Below are 16,992 nucleotides of genomic sequence, written 5' to 3'. Positions count from 1 at the left end.
CATGAGGATCGCCATCATCGGAGCCGGTGTCGCGGGCCTGGTCACCGCGAAAGTCCTCACGCAGGCCGGACACCGCACGGACGTGTTCGACAAGACCCCCGACGTCGGCGGCGTATGGAGCCGCACGCGCCGCTATCCGGGAGTCACCACCCAGAGCCCGAAGGCGCAGTACTCCTTCTCCGACTTCCCCATGCCCGCGGACTTCCCGGAGTGGCCCGACGGCGCCCAGATCCAGTCCTACCTCGCCGACTACACCGCGCACTTCGGACTCGAACCCGTCCTGCGCCTGAGCACCGAGGTGCTGTCGGCCCTCCCGACCGCCGACGGCAGGTGGAGCGTCGAGTACCGCGACTCGGCGGGCACCCACGCCACGGAGTCCTACGACCGACTCGTCGTCGCCAATGGTGTGTTCTGCGAACCGGCGGTCCCGAAGTTCGACGGCCTGGCGGAATTCACGGCGGCCGGCGGCCAGGTGTGCGCGGGCACCGAGTTCCACGACGCCGAGCAGGCGCGCGACCGCAACGTCCTCGTCGTCGGCTACGGCAAGTCGGCCTGCGACGTGGCCGTACCGATCAGCGCCGTGGCCGCGAGCACGGACGTCATCGCGCGCCAACTGCTCTGGAAGGTCCCGCGCAAGGTCGGCGGCCGGCTCAACTTCAAGCTGCTGCTGCTCACCCGCCTCGGCGAGGGCCTGTTCCGCTACATCCGCCCGCGCGGCTTCGAACGCTTCCTGCACGGCCCCGGCAACGGGCTGCGCCGCCGGATGATCAACTCCATCGGCACCGTCTCGATACGCCAACTCGGCCTCAAGCGGCTCGACTTGGTGCCCCGGGGAACGATGGAGGACATCGTGCGCGGCGCCATCGGGCTCGCGACCGAGGGCTTCTTCGCGGCCGTCACCGCGGGCGCCATCACCGTCCGCCGGGACCGCACCATCGAGCAACTCCTCGTCGTGGACGGCAAACCCTCCGCCCGCCTTTCCGACGGTACGGTGCTCCCCGCCGACTTGGTCGTCTGCGCCACCGGCTTCACCCAGGGCGTCCCGTTCCTGCCGGAGAAGGTGCGGGAGCAACTCCTCGACGAGCGCGGCAACTTCATGCTCTACCGCCAGATCCTGCCCCTCGGGATCCCCGGCCTGTACTTCAACGGCTACAACTCCTCCTTCTTCAGCCCCCTCAACGCCGAGATCGCCGCCCTGTGGATCGCCGCCGACCTCGCCGGCGCGCTGACGATCCCCGACACCGGGACCATGCGGGACGCGGTCGTGGACCAACTGGCCTTCATGGACCTCGCCACCGACACGCACCACGGTCGCGGCACCAAGATCATCCCGTTCTCCATGCACAACGCCGACGAAGTGCTCAGCGACCTGGACCTCAACATCAACCCGCTTGTCCGCGCGGCCCATTGGCTCGGCCCGGTCGATCCGGCCGCGTACCGACGCCTGACGCCGGTGCTGCTCAAGCGCCTGGCGTCGGTCGAACCCGAACACGGGGACCGACTGCGTCTGCTTCCCGGCCCGGACGGCTCGGCCCCTGCGGCAGGGCCGGGAAGCACACGACAGGCCCAGTCGGACGTGCCGACCGGCTAGGGGTCGGTCAGCCGTACGTCACGGTGATCGGCGTGTGTGCACTCCGAGTGGGGAGCGTGACGGTCAACGTGCGGGTCGTGCTGTCGAAGTGGTAGGCGTGGGCGGGGAGTTGGGCCCCTCCCACTCGGACGGTGCCCGGGGCGGTGACGCCGAGGAGGGCGACGGTCCACTGCCGGTTTCGGATCTGGCTGCGGAAGGTCCCGGTCGGCGGGTCGATCGTCACCGTGTGCCGGGTGCCGTTCTCCCGGTACCGGATCTTCGTGACGGCGCTGTGGCCGCGCCCGGTGCGGGCGGTCCCGTCGTCCTCGTAGAGGGTGGAGGTGCCGGAGGCGCCCACGGCCACGTTGAGCGTGACCTTGGTCAGGGGGGCCTTGTCGTTGCTGGTGACATCGCTCGTGCGGGTCGGGATGACGGCCCCCGCCCGGACGAACACCGGCATGGTGTCGAGGCCGGAGGTGATGTTCTGGGTGGTACCGCCGGCGTAGGTCTGCCCGGTGAAGTAGTCGGTCCACTGACTGCCCGGCGGGAACCACACCGAGGTCGTCGCCGTGGTGCCGGGTGTGGTGACGGGGGCGACGAGCATGTCGGGTCCGTAGAAGTACTCACTGCCCGAAGTGGCGTACGCCTGCGGCTCGTCGGGGTACTGCAGATACATCGGGCGGGTGACCGGGACGCCGGTCGTGTTCGCCTGCTGCGCGAGCGAGTACGTGTAAGGCACCAGGTTCTCGCGGAGGTTGAGGAACTTGTCGGCGGAGGCGCGGGCCGCCGTCGCGTACTGCCAGGGCAGCCGGTCGCTGTGGTTGCTGTGCAGGCGGTCGATGGGCTGGAAGGTGCCGAGCTGGACCCAGCGGGCGTACATGTCGTCGGGGAGCTTGAAGGTGGTGTGGGTCGTGCCGTCGGCGGTGTAGGTCTCCGAACCGGTCAGTTTCGTCGTGTCGTTGTGGCCGCCGATGTCATGGCTGATCGCCGACATGCCGGTGGCGGCCGCCTCACCGGGCGTGTAACCCACCTCGGCCTTCAGGGTGCCCCAGGTGGAGGAGGTGTCGCCGGTGAAGTGGACGGTGGTGCGCTTGTCGGCCCACGGCCCGGTGGGCAGCCCCTGCTGACCGCTGTAACCGCCCGCCTGGAGCGAACCGTAGGCACGGGAGACGGCGAAACCCCGGCCGATGGTCTTGTCGGCGTCCGTGGCGTACTGCTGGTTGATCCACGCGTCGGGGGTGACACCGGACAGCGAGGACTGGGAGCTGTCGCAGCACCAGTCCAGCCACCAGAAGTCGTTGCCCTGCTGGTCCATCGTCTGATGCAGATCCATGTACGCCTTGAGCTGGTCCGGGTCGCCCCAGTCGAAGGTGTAGCAGTCACCGGCACCACTGCTCGCGGCCGGGGCACAACCCCCCTTGTGCAGCTTGCCCTTGGCGGTCGCCTGGGCCTGCGCGAACTGCGGGTCGCTGCTCAGGATGCTCGGATGGATGTTGAGCGTGTTGTGCAGCCCCTGGGACGCGGCCCAGTCGAAGAACCCCTTCGGATCAGGGAACTTGGACTGGTCGATCTCCCAACCGCTCCACGTGTTGGGCGACTTGAAGTCGGTGTCGGTCACCAGGACGTCGAGGGGCACGCCCTCGGCGCGGAAGGCGGGCAGGATCCGGTTCTCGTAGTCGGCGGCGGTGCGGTCGATGTACTCCGAGTACCAGACGCCGTACGCCCATGGGGGAAGCAGCTCGGGCGGCCCGGTGAGCGTGGCCAGATCGGTCAGCGCGCGCTGGTAGTCGTGGCCGTAGCCGAAGACATAGCCGTCCTGGTACGGCGTGCCGCCGTGGGAGGGGCGTTCGGTGACCTGGTGGGTGCCGGTGTCGTACAGGGCCGAGGTGGTGTCGTCGAGGAGATACCAGCCGTCCTTGTACAGCAGGCCGGGTGTGGTGGCCGGCGCCCCGTTGTTGCCGTCGATGCCGTCCAGGCTGCGACGGTACCCGCCGAGCGCCAAGTGGGGTTGCGGGGCAGGGGAGTTGGCCGCCGTGACGGAGGCCGTGTCGAGGTTGACGTGACAGCTCGCGGCGTCCGGGCAGCCGACGGTGATGTCGTTCGCCCCGGCCTTGAGGGTGACGGGTACGGAGGCGGTGCTCCAGGTGTCCCAGTTGGCGGTGACGGGCAGCGACAGGGTCCGCGTGGTACCGCCGGACGACACCGTCGCCGTACGGGTCTGGTACAGCCCGTCGCTGCCGGTGGCGTTGGCGTAGCGGACCTGCAACGCGTAGGTGCCGTCGGCCGGTACGCCGACCACGTGGGTCAACGCGCTTGACCCTTGGTTGAGTTCGGCGAGGAATCCGCTGCCGGAGTACCCGGTGTGGTCGGTGGCGGTGATCGCCGTACCCGAGACGCGACCGGCCTCGGCCTCGCAGGTGACGCCGTATCCGCAACTCGTGATCGCGGTGGTGGAGGTGGAGGGGAAACCGCTGCCCTGGTTCACCACGGCGACGCTGTCGAGGTTGATGTCCCCGGAGTCGGCGGCTGTCCTGGTCAGCGTCAACGTGTGCTGTCCGGCGCCGAGTTGGACCGCGCTGCTTGCCAGACCCCAGGTGTTCCAGTTGCCGGTGCTCGGCAGACTCACCGTACGGCTCGCGGCGCCGTCCACCGAGAGCGTGAGGGTGCGGGTGGTGTTCTGGCCGTCCCCGCCGACGTAGTTGGCGTAGCGCGCGTCGAACGTGTACGTCCCCGCTGCGCTGACGTTGACGTCGGCCGACACGGAGTCGCCCGTTCCCTCGAATCCGGCGAGGAAGCCGGACCCGGTGAAGCCGGTGTGGTCCGTGGCGACGCCGGCCCCGCTGTGGGCCAACTGCTCGGCCTCGCACAGGGCGCCCAGGCCGCAGATGAGCCGGTGCCAGGGGGTCGCGTCGACCGCCGACCCGCCGGTCGACAGGTGCACGGAGAGGTTCTGCGCGTCGAACGGCCCTGAATCCACCTGGTACTTGAGGGTGAGCGCGCTCGTGCTGATGGTTAGCCAGCCGTTGGAGGTGCTCGATGTGTACGGCGGCGGCGTGAACGCGGTGCGGCCGATCGCGTTGAACGTCGCGCTGTCGGTGAACTTCCCGTCCTGCGCGTACTCCGTGCGGATCAGGGTCGGGGAGAGGACCTGGAAGCGCGCGTTGCCCGAAGTCACCGACGCGGCACGGTGGTTGGCCGCGACGTTTGCCGAGGCCGCTCCGGTACCGGTCACGAGCATGGCGGCGAGGGTGCTGATGAGGGCGAGGACCGTGACGCGTCTTCGCGGCGAGCGTGTGGTGCGTGACGCCGATCGTCTTCTCACGGACGGCTCCGTCCTGGAGTGGGGCCACGTGGGCCTGTGGTGGAGGTGTGCCGGTTCCCGTTCGCGCCTGGTGGAATCTGCTCCTGGCCGACATCGTTGTCAACCCTTGCCGCCGATGGTTTCTGTGCGCGTCGGTTCACCGGGGGTGGGACGGGGGTGTGTGGGTTTCCTGCTGTTGAACTCCCTGCTGCGGTAAGGGTGTTGAGCTTCCGTCCCCTCGCAGCAGTGGCGTGACCAGGGGGGCGTGGGGCGCCCTGGACGCCGTAGCGCGGCGTTGTTCCGGCATCAGGCCTGGGCGCTGTCGCGCACTGCGGGCGTGGTGCTCGGCGTCGATACCGGATCGGCCGGGAAACGTGCGGCGACCCGGCCGGCGGTGGCGGTGGCGCGGGCCGTGGTGGTCGCCAGGCCTATCGCGGTGATGACGAAGCCGCCGGTGACGAGGATCCACCAGCCCGGGTGGCTGGCGGTGGCGAGTCCGGGGCCGCCCGGGGTGTGGATGCGGGCGGTGACGATCGAGCCGAGGACGGCGACGCCGAGGTTGTTGCCGACCTGGCGGCCGGTGGTCGTGATCGCGGCGGAGACCCCGGCCTGGGCGCGCGGCATACCGGCTACGGCCGTGGTGGTGATCGGCGCGTTGACCAGGCCGAATCCGATGCCGAGGAGGACATAGGCGATCAGCAGGGTCGCCCATGGCGTGGTCGGGGTGAGCGTGGTCAGTGTCAGTGCGGCGACGGCGATCAGCAGGCCCGCGGCGACCAGTGGCGGGCGGGGACCGCGTGCGGCGGTGAGGCGTCCGGAGAGCGGTGAGGCGAGCGCGGTGCCGGCGGCCATCGGCATGGTCAGCAGACCGGCCTGCAGTGCGCTGCAGCCGCGTACGTCCTGCAGATAGAGGGTGTTGAGGAACAGGAAACCGGACAGCACGAGGAACGCGGTGACGGCGGCGACGAAGGAGCCGGTGAACGGGACCGAACGGAAGAACACCGGGTCCACCAGCGGCTGTTGACGACGCCGCTCGTAGGCGGGCAGCGCTACGGCCGCGCCTGCGGCCAGGGTGAACAGGGCGACGATGGGGGTGCTGCCGTAACCCCGGTGGGAGCCCTCGATGATCGCGAAGATCAGCGAGGTGAGGATCGTGACGACGAGGATCTGACCGACCGGGTCCGGGCGGCGGGGCGCCGCAGCTCTGGACTCGGGGACGAACAGCGCGGTGAGCACCAGCGCGGCCACCCCGATCGGGAGGTTGATCCAGAAGATCGAGCGCCAGCCGGCCGAGGCGACCAGCAGACCACCCACCACCGGGCCGGCGGCCAGGGAGAGGCCGACCGTGGTGCCCCACAGCCCGATCGCGCGGGCCCGCTCGCGGGGGTCGGGGAAGGCGTGCGTGATGATCGACAGGGCGACCGGGTTGAGCATGCTGGCGCCGAGGCCCTGGACGACACGGAACGCGATGAGCCAGCCGAGGCTCGGGGCCAGGGAGCAGGCCAGTGAGCCGGCGGTGAAGAGGACGAGCCCGGCCTGGAACACCCGGCGCCGCCCGATCCGGTCGGCGGTGGATCCGGCCAGCATCATGAACGCGGCGACCGCGAGGGTGTAGCCGTCGACGGTCCACTGCAGCCCGCTCACCGGGGCGTGCAGATCATGGCCCACGGCGGGCAGGGCGACGTTCACGGCGGTGGTGTCCAGGGCGGTGATCAACAGGCTCAGGCAGCACACCGCCAGGACGAGCCCTCCCCGGCGACGGGTGTCGTTCGGTGGGGGAGTGTGCGTCGTCATGTCGGTTCTCCTCGGTCACGGTGTGGGCGGCGAACAGCGGGACCCTGCGGTCGCGTTGGGCGGTGGGCGCGTTCAGGGAGCAGCCGTCGTAGTGCTGTTGGTGGCAGGGGTTCAGCGGGTGAGCGTGGCGGAGTCCGTGTCGGTGCTGTCCCAGATCGCCTGGATGACCTGGTCGGGGGTCTCCAGCTGCGGGGAGTGGCCGGTCTCGGGGAGGAGGTGGAACTGGGCCCCGGGGATCGCGGCGGCGTAGGCGCGTCCGTAGTCGATGTCGACGATCCCGTCGCTCTCGCCCCAGAGGACGAGGGTCGGGATCTCGAGGGGTGCGAGACGCGCGGCGAGGGTGGGGTCGGCCATGGCGGAGCCCGCGTAGACGGCGATCGCGGTCCGGTTGCCCGCGGCGATCGCCTGCGCCGCCGGGGGCAGTGTCGTCGGGTCGATGCGGAACGGCTCGGGATTGTGGAAGGTGAGCCCGAAGACCTCGTCCATGGTCAGGGAGAAGAAGTCGGCCACGGGATGGCCGGGCACCTCGATCCCGACCGCGTCGATCAGGACGATGCCGCTGACGCGCGGCGACTTCAGCAGCGCGATCTCGGCGGTGATCCAGCCGCCGATCGAGTTGCCGATGACGGTGACGTCGGTGAGCGCGAGGTGGTCCAGGAGTGCGTCGTAGAGCGTGGCCAGGCCGGAGACGGAGGCCAGTGCCTCGGGGCGCTCGGTGCCGCCGAAGCCCGGGTGGGTCGGGACCAGTACGCGCACGTCGTGAGCGGCGGCGAACTTCTCGGCGAACCCCGTCACCGACTGCGGGCCGGCTCCGCCGTGCAGCAGCAGGAAGGGCTCCCCGTCCCCGTCCCCGTATCCGGTCACGGACACCTCGACCGGGCCGAGTCCGTCGAGGCTGACGGTGTACTGAGTGGTGGTTGCCATGGCGTTCTCCTTGAGCGATTGCGGATGTTCAGGCGAACTCGGAGGACGGCTCGGTGGCGTACCGGCTCATCACCTCGATGGTCGCTTCGGGCGTGAGGGGCCGGCCGGCGGCGATCATGTCGCGCAGTTCCCGGAAGTAGTCGACGTACAGGTCCGGGGTGAAGGTGTTGAGCAGGACCGTTGTGCCGTCGGTCGGGTTGGCGAAGGTGTGCGGGGCGCCGGGCGGGATCATGACGAGGGTGCCGGCGGGCGCGTCGTGGACGGTCTCGCCGACGGTGAAGCGGGCGGCGCCGGACACGACGTAGAAACCCTCGTCGTGCCGGGCGTGCCGGTGCTGCGGCGGGCCGTCGGTGTGCGGGGCGAGCGTGATCTCCCCGATGCCGAGGCGGTGGCCGGTCGTGCTGCCGTCCTCCAGGATCCGCATCCGGGTCGGGCCGAGCTGGATCGACTCACCGGCGTCCGGACCGACCACTGAGACGTCTGTCATCTGAGCCTCCGCGTAAGAGAGTGGGCTGTGTTCGTTGGGGTTGACTCTCATGAATGTAGCCGTCTCGACCTTTTTATACAAGTGAACTCTCATGACGAGAGTCGACATGCGGGTGTTGCCGAACGGCGCTCTGGCGGCGCTTTCGGGGGGCCTTGCCGCCGCGCCGCAGGACCAGCAGGGCGGCTATGGCGATTCCGGTCGAGAGTGGCGTGGGGTGGCGTGGCGTCAGGCGAGGTGCGGGTTGCCGTTCGACGCGCCGAGGCCTCCGTCGACGCGGATATGGGCCCCGTTGACGTAACTGGCGGCCGGACTCGCCAGGAACGTGATGACGGAAGCCGTTTCCGCGGGCTCGCCGAAGCGCCGCATCGGTACGCGGTTGAGCGCGGCGGCGACGATCTCCTCGCTCTGCAGGAATGCGGCGGTCATGTCGGTGGAGATCATGCTGGGGTGAACGGCGTTGACGCGCACGCCTTCCGCGCCGTGGTCGAGCGCCATCGCGTTGGTCAGGTTGGTCACCGCGCCCTTGGCGGCGTCGTAGGCGGCCAGGCCCCAGTCGCCGCCGAGCCCGGACGCCGAACCGACGTTGACGATGCTGCCGCCCACGGTGCGCAGATGGGGGAGTGCGGCCCTGGAGGCGTAGAAGACGCCGTCGAGGTCGGTGGACATGACGCGTCGCCAGCCCGCCGCGTCGATGTCGGACACGGTGCCCAACGGCTCGACTGTCGCGGCATTGTTGACCAGCGTGTCCAGTCGGCCGTGGTCGTGTGCCACGGCGTCCACCAGCCCGGTGATCTCCTCCTCGTCCGAGACGTCGCCGACCCGGGCGATCACCGTCGAACCCGTCGGCGCCTCGGACGCCACCTTGTCGAGCTTCGCCTGCGTACGGCCGATGATCACCACCGTGGCGCCGGCGGCGGCGAAACGGTGGGCGGTGGCCGCACCGATGCCCGATCCGCCGCCGGTGACGATGACGACCTTGCCGGTGAACGTGTTCTCAGCCATGGAAGAACCTCAACTCCTCATCTGGTGAAGGGACATGCAAGGGATGCGCGTGGAGGGGAGCGCGCGGTTACGGCAGGGCGCCGGTCTGGCGCAGCAGGCTCACCGCGTCGGCGACGGCCCAGTGCTCGGACAGCTGCCCGTCCTGGTACCGGACGAGGTCCATCACCCGGAATTCGACCGGGTTGCCGGACGCCGGGACGCCGAACCAGGCCCCGGTGTGACGGCCGCGGAACACTTTGTGGGTGGCTACGAGGTCCCCGTCCCCGATGCAGTGCAGGACCTCGACCCGCAGATCGGAGAAGGCCTCGTGCAGGGCGGCCATGGTCGCGCGCATCCCCTCCCGATCGTCGCGCTGCCCCGGCTCGACGGTGTGATTCCGGAAACCGGGATGCACGAGCTCGTCGATCAGGTCGAGCCGTCCCTTTTCCTGCACCTGCTCGACGAAGTAGCGCATGCGGTCCGTGGGGGATTGCTGGTCGGGTGCCTGGGCGTTCGGCCGGCTCATGAGAGGCTCCTTCTACGCAACTGCCGGGCTGGGGCGGGGGGTTGTCTCTGCTCATGAAGCCTAGGAAGATCGCTGCGGCACAGGCTTGAACCAGAGCGCCATCCCGGCAGAACATCCGCGCCAGATGACGCCGGAGCGACGAAGGCTGGGGACGACCGCAGATGGACCGCACGGGAGTGGAGGCCGGCGCGCCGGACCGGTCGCGGTCCGGGGACTCAGGCCCCTCGGCTGCCAAACCTGGAGCGTTCGACACCTTCCGCGACGGCTGGGAGACGGAGATCGGCGACGGCTTCCCGTTGCCGACCTTCAGCCCGGCCACGGTCCGTGACTTCCGGGTCAAGAGCCGAGCCACCACGGTGGGCGACGTGGCGGTCACCGACCTCCACGGCGCGTCGGCCATCCGAACCGAGGGCCCCCTCAACGGAGTTGAGGACCAGGTACGGATGTACGTCGTCCGCAGCGGCTCCTGGTCGCTGGGCGCGCCGCTGGCCCGTGACGAACAGACCGTGCCGGCCGGGCAGTTCCTCATCCGTCACATCGGCAAGCCCCTGCACTTCGAGACGGTGCCGGACACGAGGGAGAAGGTCCTCGTCCTGCCCGCCGCCACGCTCAGACCACTGCTGGGCGAGCGACAGAGCGTCAGCGGCCCGGCGGACTCCGCCGAGGTACGCCTCCTGGTGGCCCACGCGAACATGCTCTACGAAACGGCCGCCGACCTCGGCCCGGCCGGAGTACAGGCCGCACACGGCGCCCTCATCGAACTGGCCAAGGCGGTGGCAAGACGCCGGGTCGACGACACGGAACCCCAACTGGCCCTGGCGCTCGCCCAGGCCGCGAAGGACCTCGCGGACAACCACCTGACCGACCCCGAACTCTCCGGCACGATGCTGGCCCGCGAACTCAACGTCTCCGTACGCAGCCTGCAACGGGCGTTCGCCGCGGCCGGAGAATCGGTGACCGCCTACATCCGCCAACGCCGCCTGGAAGAAGCCCGACTCGCCCTCACCGCACCCTCCGGCCGCCTGACCGTCTCCGAACTCGCCGCCCACTGGCAGTTCGCGGACAGCAGCCACTTCATCCGGGCCTTCAAGAAGCACTACGGCCGGACGCCGACGGACTATGCCCGCTCGACCACGTCGGCGGGGAACTGATACGTGAGGGGCGCCGGCCCTCTGCCTTCCCCTTGAGAGGGAGAGGGGACCACACCGGCCGCGCTCACACGGGCGTGGAGGGGATCGGCGCCGCGGTTGGCCAGGCGTGGGCCGCCTACAGCGGACTGTCGGCCGGCCTGACGAAGACCTGGGCCGTCCCTTCGTCCAGCGGGCGCTCGCCCACCGACAGGAATCCCAGTCGGTGGGCGAACCTGATGCTCGGCGCGTTCTCGCTGTCGACCAGGGCCCATACGGCGGGCAGGCGCAGGTCCGACAGCGCGTAGTCCAGGAGTGACCGGATCGCCTCGGTGGCGAGGCCTTGTCGCCATAGGTCGGGGCGGACGCACCAGCCGGTCTCGATGAGTTCGGCGGGTAGGTCCCGGGCTGGTTGCAGGTGTCCCAGCCCGACCACTTCTCCGTCCAACAGCCAGGTCCAGTAGCCCAGTTCGGGTGGGGCGGCAATCGCCTGCTGTCGGCTGGCGGGAGCGAGTTGTCGGGTGGTTCGAATGCGGGCTCGGTCATGTGGTGGGTGTGAGGTGGTCGCCGACTCTGAACGTGTGACGCGTGCGCAATCAGACGAGCCGCCAGAGATGGTCGGACGTGCCGTTGTCGTTCCACTGGGTCACCTGGGCGCTGTTGGCCTGCGAGGCCCCGTCGACGGCCATGAGCTTGCCACTGTGCACGTTGACGATCTTCATCCAGCCGTCGCCGTTGTCGACGAGGCGCCAGAGGTGGTCCTGGGTGCCGTTGTCGTTGTACTGCTGGACGTGGGCTCCGTCGTCGAGGCTCTGGTTGTGGACGGCGAGCAGTTTGCCGCTGTTGCGGTTGTAGATCTTGACGGTCCCGTCGCCGTTGTCGACCACGCTCCACAGGTGGTCGGCGGTGCCGTTGTCCTCGTACTGGGTGACCTCGGCGCTGTCGGCCAGGGACATGCCGCTGACGGCGAGCAGCTTGCCGGAGTTCTTGTTCTGGATACGTTTCCAGGCGACAGAATCGGCCGCCGGGGCGTTCATCAGGGCGAGGACGCCGCCGATCACGGGCCGGTCGGCGAAGCCGCGTTGGGCGCCGGTGGCGACGACGTACCAGTCGGTGAAAGGCACCCGTGACGGCGTCGAGTCGGCGAAGCCGTAGACACCGTTGATCAGCATGGCGCGGGCGTCGGCGTGGTCGGCGAGCCAGGCCGCGGTCCACACCTCCCAGTCGGTCTTGGTGTAGTCGTTGCGCGGGTCCAGCAGCACGCCGTACGTGCCCGCCTTGGACAGGTACCAGGCGGCCTCCTGCGCGGCCACCCCGGTGGGCACCAGATCCACGCCCAGCAGGCGGTCGGCGTAGCCGTTGTACTTCAGGCTCCAGGTGCCGTCCTGGTCGTAGGCGAGCTTGAGGTGGGTGCCGGAGGAGTCCTGGGCCAGGGTGACCCATCGGCTCATGTAGCCACGAGCCACCGTCAAGTAGTGGGCCGCGTCTGTGGAGTTGGACGCCGCCTTGGCCACCACGCTCATCGCGCCGATGCCGATGATGCCCTTGAGCGCGAGGTTGGCGCTGTGTGCGATCCAGCCGGTGAAGTCGTCGGTCTGGTTCTGGTTCTCCGGGTCGAGGGCGTTGGCCACGAGGTACTCGGCCCACTGGCGGAGGATCGCGTAGTGCGTGGTCGCGAAGGAGGCCGCGTCGGCCGCGGGAAGGCGTTGGGCCACGGCCGCCGCCATGATGAGCATGTTGGCGGACTCCTCGATCGGCATGGCCTCCTCGTTGCCGTCCAGGTGCCCGGTCGCGTTCGGGTAGCTGGAGCCGAGGTCGTGCTCGGCGTACACCTTGGGCCAGCCCGCGTGCTCGGCGTAGTAGAAGTGCGGTTCGAGCAGCAGCCGCAGATACGCCGGCGACAGGTGCAGGTAGGCGGGGGACGCCGGGTAAATCACGTCCACGGTCGAGAAGTTGCCGTTGGAGGAGATCTCCTTGAGCATCGCCCACGGCGAGCCGTTCCGGTCGACGAGTTCCGTCCCGGCCACGGCCTGACGCACCGCCAGGGCGCAGACGGCCGCGTAGCGTTCACCGGTGTCACCGCCGCCCGCGGCGCTCGCGGCGTCGTCGTGGATCGCCTTGTCGAAGGCGACGGCCGCGGTCAGGGCGGCGGCGCGGTCGCCGTTGAACCAGTCGAGCATGGCGGTCCACGAACTCCAGTAGTGCGTCCACCACGGGTTCAGATTCGTGCCGAGGTAACTCACCGCCGGGGTGCGCACATGGCCGACGACGATCTGGAACACCGCCGAGGGAGCGGACGCGGTGACGGCACCCAGGTTCTGGTTGAGGCCCAGCACGGGCCAGCGGTCGTTGATCGCGCGGGGCTGAGCGGTGTCGGAGGTGCCGGCCAGCGTTCCGTTCGCGGCGGACGCGGCCCGTACGACGGTGTCCTGGCCGATCTGCCAGGTCAGCCCGCTCACGGTCGGGGCGGCGAGCACCAGCGAACCCCACGAGGCCTGGTCGTTGTTCTCGGCCAGCACTGCGGGGGAGGCCGGCTGGCAGGTCAGGGCGGTCATGCTGCCGGTCGCCTGTTTGGCCCAGGTGACCTGGGTGGAGCTGTCGCCGTGCACCCACTCTGCGGAGGCGTCGACATGCACGTCCACGGTGTGGCTCGCCCCGTCATTGCTGGCGGCCTGGACGCTGATGTAGCTCAACGGCACGCACTGGCGCTGGAGGTTGCCGAGGTCCACCGGCGAGAAGAAGGTGACCGTCAGCGTGACGCCGCCTCCGGTGAGCGTGAAGATCGACCGGGTCGCCGTGAGCTGCAACGACGTCTGCGTCATCGTGCTGAGCGTCGGGCCGCCGGGCAGCGCCGGGGCGCCGAGGAAGACGTACGGTGTGCCGTCGATCCGGGCGATGCCGGCCAGCGCGGTGATCCGCCCGTTCCAGAAGGTGGGCCAGGTGCCGGCCAGGTTGTCCCCGGCCAGCCAGGTGGTCAGGTACGGGGAGCGCACGGCGAGGGGAGTGGCCGGGGGGCGCAGCGGGCTGAACGTCGAGGTCGCGGCCTCGATCGCCGCGGTGGCGGCATGGGCGGGCGAACCGGCGATGCCGAGGCCGCCCAGGGCACCTGCGGCGGCCACCCCTCCCCAGCGCAGCAGGTCGCGTCTGGTCAGCGGGGGCAGTCCGGCGGTGAGGGGAGGGCGGCCGTCGTCTTCGGAGTGGGACATGGAGGGCTCCTTCGATGGGCAACGAGAGTCCGACATCGTTGTCAGCGCGCAATATTGACGGTGTGTCACTTAATGGGGTGTCACGGAGAGCACGTTCTTCGTGCCGACAGAACCGAGCGCGGCGTACGGTCCGGCGTGCGGTGTGCGTTGTGGATGACAGCACCGCTCGGGACAGGTGTCCAGCCCTCGCTCAACACCCGCCCCTCACAGCGGAGTTCATGACGTAAGGCGGTCCGGTCTAGGGGTACGAGGTCACCGTGGACGGCACCGTGTCCGTCCCCGAGGTCGGCGAGCCCGTCTCGTTGATCACGTGCTCGTACTGCCCCTGGCCGCCGAGTGAGACGACCAGCACGTCGTGGAACCTCACGCCCGGGGTGTCCGGAACGGCGAACCCGTTGTGCTGGACGATCGTCGGATCGACGTTGAAGTAGCAGTAGCTGCCGAGCCCCCACGCCTCGTGCGTGGACACGGAGTCGGCGACCTTGTAGGCCGCGTACCCCTTGATGTCGCCGTTCTGGATCGCGGCCTGGTTCGGGGCGTCGTACGCCTTCTCGTTCTGGAAGAAGATCGTGCGGCCACCCTCGCCGTTCCACTGGACGTCGTACTTGTTGAAGTGCTCGACGAACAGGCCCGTGGCCAGGACGTTGTCGCCGTTCACGACGAGGCCGTAGTCGGCGCGGTTGGTGTCCCAGCCGACGCCGTCGCCGTGGTCGGCGCGCCAGATCCAGGTGTGGTCGACGATGGTGTTGCGGCTGTTGATCACCATGCTGGTGGTGGCCTTGCCGGCGCCCGCGCCGCCGATCCGGACGAATACGTCCTGCACGGTGGTCGGGTTGGCCGAGTGGTCCGCCGACGCTCCCGCGGGGCCGACTTCGAGGAGCGTGTCGGAGTTGGCGGTGCCGGCGTCGATCAGGAACCCGGCGAGGCGTACGCCGTCGACGTCGGCGGTCTTCAGGGCCGTAACTCCGTTGTCCGGGACGAGAGTTGCGTAACCCAGGCCCAGGACGACGGTGTTGGGACTGTTGACCTGGATCGGCTGGTCGAGATGGTAGATCCCCGGGGTCAGCAGGAGGTGAAGTCCCTGCGTGAGCGCCTGGTTGAGGGTGGCCGCGGTCACGCCGGGCTGGGCGACGTAGAACTGGGTCAGCGGAACCGAGGTGCCTCTGGGCGTGCCGCTGCCCCATGTCGTGCCGCGCGCGTCGGTGCGCAGTTCGGGCAGGAAGACTTTGTAGTCGCTTCCGTCGAGGTAGAGGAAGGGCTTCTCGCGGGAGACGGGTGTCGTGTCGAGCGTGGTGTACGGCGGGCTCGGGAAGCTCTGCGCCGGGGCTCCTTCGACACCCGAGAACACCATGTTCCAGACGGCGTTGAGCCAGCCGCCGACCGAACTGTCGCGGGTGTACCACTGCTGCTGCGAGTACGGCCCGACCGAACCGTCGATGCGGCTGTCGGCGATATAGCCGCCGCTGGCCCAACCGTAGCCGGTGGGCGAGAGGTTGAGGCCGCCGCGCACGTGCATGCGCCGGAACGGAGCGGCCTGCGCGACCGCCCAGCGGTTGGTGCCGTTGGCCGGGGTGAGGGCGAGGTTCTCGGCCGAACGCCAGAAGTTCTGGGTGGCGTTGCCGTTGAACCAGCCCGCGTCGACGGTCACGTCCCCGTTGATCGAGGTGTCGTCGGGAGACAGGCCGAGCCCGGCGATGGAGGTGTAGAAACCGAGTTGGGCGTTGAGCCCGCTGTACGTGCCCGGCTTGAACAGCAGTTGATAGCGGCCCGTGCCGAACTGGGCCGTCTCCTGCTGGGCGAAGATCTCGTCCAGCCTGTCCTGGATACCGGCGGTGGACGGGTCGAAGACGATCACGTTCGGACCGAGATCGCCACCGCCCGGCAGGTCCAGGGCACGGTCGGGGGCGGCGGACGCCGACGACGACAGGGCGAGCAGACCCGGCGCGGCCGCCGCCGCGGCCATGACGCCGAGAACCGACCGGCGGGCAAGGGGAGTTCGGCCGAAGGACGAGGCGTCGGCGGGGGAAGGAGTCATGGGGGGCGACTCTCCTGGTTCAGGAAATGAACGGTGGGGGGAATTGGGAGCGCTCTCTCGCCGATGCATGCTTCATCCGTGTGAACCACGCGTCAAGAGTTGTGACCGGAGTCCCTACTTGTTGTTGGTGGGTGAACATCAATCAGCGGTGGTTTGTCGAGGGTGGGATGTGGTGGCGGCACGCCGGAGGTGAGAGCCTCAACCCGCCTCTGTGGAGCTTGAGATGACCAAGTGGCAGTTTGGCTTGGCCTGCGGTGACCGCGTGATGGTGCATGGCGCGGGCAGCTGCTTCGGGGTCGCCTGCGCGTACCGCGTCGGCGATGAGCCGGTGCTGTTGGACGGACTGCGCCGGGCGGCCGGGCCGGCTCAGCGACTCCGTGCGGTTTTCCGCGATGGACAGCGAAATCACCGCCATGAAGTCCGTGACAGCGGACGCAGCGCATCGGGCACGGACCCAAATCCCTTGCTCCGCAGACGAGTTCGGACTTCCGCGCAGCCACTTGACAGCAGTTCGCAGGGGTCTGACACTCTGGCCGATCAGTGCAATGGCCCAGTGGTCCAGCCAATTCCAGGACCCGCGATCAGGCCCGCCCGAACCGGGACAATGCCCGCTCGAGAAAGGCGCCGCGCAGGTATGGCACCGACCGAAGCGCCCCGTTCCGCAGCGGCACCGGTCCTGGACGGCGTCCTCGCCACGATGGTCCTGGCAGGTTCGGGCGCCGACGTCGTCAAGGGCGAGGACACCGAGGACGGCAACGACACCCGTCAGGGGGTCCGCCGTTCCGGGTCACCGAAGCCACCTCGCGCGCCGGAGCATTCTGGTGCCGCCCGCTCCGCACAGCTCACCTCTCGCCGCTCAGCTCGATCACCGCTCGGCCCGCGCACCTTCACCGCCGGGGCGGCCGCAGGCCAGGACAGCATGCCGACCGTCCTCGGCATCTGTCGCGCGCGCGTCTCCGACGTCGGCCGACCTGCGACCGGACCGCACGAGCAGACCAGCACAGACCGGCTCTGACTCCTCGTCACCTTTCGATTCGAATC

General features: G+C 69.4%; 13 protein-coding genes. 3 read left to right on the top strand and 10 right to left on the bottom strand.

All coding sequences use genetic code 11. The features are described 5' to 3' along the window. Nucleotide 1 precedes the first annotated feature (1 nt). Nucleotides 2–1,591 (top strand): flavin-containing monooxygenase, encoded by a 1,590-nt coding sequence (locus ACIBK4_RS36120; protein ID WP_399001753.1) that lies wholly within the window; start codon nucleotides 2–4, stop codon nucleotides 1,589–1,591. Between the two features lie 7 nt (nucleotides 1,592–1,598). Here the strand turns inward: ACIBK4_RS36120 and ACIBK4_RS36115 are convergent, their stop codons facing one another. From ACIBK4_RS36115 to ACIBK4_RS36090, 6 genes are all read right to left on the bottom strand, one after another. Then, the gene (locus tag ACIBK4_RS36115) at nucleotides 1,599–4,808 is read right to left on the bottom strand and encodes a TIM-barrel domain-containing protein (RefSeq protein WP_399002190.1); all 3,210 of its coding nucleotides are present in this window, start codon (nucleotides 4,806–4,808) and stop codon (nucleotides 1,599–1,601) included. A gap of 369 nt (nucleotides 4,809–5,177) precedes the next feature. Further along, on the bottom strand, nucleotides 5,178–6,665 hold the full coding sequence (locus tag ACIBK4_RS36110; protein WP_399001751.1) for an MFS transporter: 1,488 nt from the start codon (nucleotides 6,663–6,665) through the stop codon (nucleotides 5,178–5,180). 111 nt (nucleotides 6,666–6,776) lie between these two features. Continuing rightward, the gene (locus tag ACIBK4_RS36105; RefSeq protein WP_399001748.1) at nucleotides 6,777–7,589 is read right to left on the bottom strand and encodes an alpha/beta fold hydrolase; all 813 of its coding nucleotides are present in this window, start codon (nucleotides 7,587–7,589) and stop codon (nucleotides 6,777–6,779) included. Nucleotides 7,590–7,617: 28 nt separating this feature from the next. Then, nucleotides 7,618–8,076, bottom strand: a complete 459-nt coding sequence (locus ACIBK4_RS36100; RefSeq protein WP_399001745.1) for a cupin domain-containing protein — start codon at nucleotides 8,074–8,076, stop codon at nucleotides 7,618–7,620. Between the two features lie 225 nt (nucleotides 8,077–8,301). After that, a complete protein-coding gene (locus ACIBK4_RS36095; RefSeq protein WP_399001743.1) occupies nucleotides 8,302–9,078 on the bottom strand; it encodes an SDR family NAD(P)-dependent oxidoreductase in 777 nt (258 codons plus the stop codon). 67 nt (nucleotides 9,079–9,145) lie between these two features. Continuing rightward, on the bottom strand, nucleotides 9,146–9,583 hold the full coding sequence (locus ACIBK4_RS36090) for an ester cyclase (protein ID WP_399001741.1): 438 nt from the start codon (nucleotides 9,581–9,583) through the stop codon (nucleotides 9,146–9,148). Nucleotides 9,584–9,744: 161 nt separating this feature from the next. On the opposite strand from ACIBK4_RS36090, the gene ACIBK4_RS36085 reads away from it, so the two are divergent. After that, a complete protein-coding gene (locus tag ACIBK4_RS36085; protein WP_399001739.1) occupies nucleotides 9,745–10,734 on the top strand; it encodes a helix-turn-helix domain-containing protein in 990 nt (329 codons plus the stop codon). A gap of 115 nt (nucleotides 10,735–10,849) precedes the next feature. On the opposite strand, the gene ACIBK4_RS36080 is transcribed toward ACIBK4_RS36085, so the two are convergent. The 4 genes from ACIBK4_RS36080 to ACIBK4_RS36065 form a co-directional block, all read right to left on the bottom strand. After that, nucleotides 10,850–11,326 carry a GNAT family N-acetyltransferase gene (locus ACIBK4_RS36080; RefSeq protein ID WP_399002188.1) on the bottom strand — a complete coding sequence of 159 codons (477 nt, stop codon included), beginning with the start codon at nucleotides 11,324–11,326 and terminating at the stop codon, nucleotides 10,850–10,852. Further along, nucleotides 11,307–13,916: a glutaminase domain-containing protein gene (locus ACIBK4_RS36075; RefSeq protein WP_399001736.1), complete on the bottom strand. Its 2,610-nt coding sequence runs from the start codon at nucleotides 13,914–13,916 to the stop codon at nucleotides 11,307–11,309. Before ACIBK4_RS36075 ends, ACIBK4_RS36080 begins: the two co-directional genes overlap by 20 nt. Nucleotides 13,917–14,154: 238 nt before the next feature. Continuing rightward, nucleotides 14,155–15,951, bottom strand: a complete 1,797-nt coding sequence (locus ACIBK4_RS36070; RefSeq protein ID WP_399001734.1) for a coagulation factor 5/8 type domain-containing protein — start codon at nucleotides 15,949–15,951, stop codon at nucleotides 14,155–14,157. 142 nt (nucleotides 15,952–16,093) lie between these two features. After that, entirely contained in the window at nucleotides 16,094–16,411 is a 318-nt protein-coding gene (locus ACIBK4_RS36065) for an FCD domain-containing protein (protein ID WP_399002186.1), read from the bottom strand. Nucleotides 16,412–16,585: 174 nt separating this feature from the next. Here ACIBK4_RS36065 and ACIBK4_RS36060 point away from each other — a divergent pair, with 174 nt between their 5' ends. Beyond that, nucleotides 16,586–16,966, top strand: coding sequence for a hypothetical protein (locus ACIBK4_RS36060; protein WP_399001732.1), 381 nt, complete (start codon nucleotides 16,586–16,588; stop codon nucleotides 16,964–16,966). Nucleotides 16,967–16,992: the final 26 nt, after the last annotated feature.

The sequence above is a fragment of the Streptomyces sp. NPDC050528 genome, from assembly GCF_044457795.1.
Lineage (GTDB): Bacteria > Actinomycetota > Actinomycetes > Streptomycetales > Streptomycetaceae > Streptomyces.
Note: the sequence above shows the minus strand (reverse complement) of the source record. Positions and strands in the feature narration are given on the sequence as shown.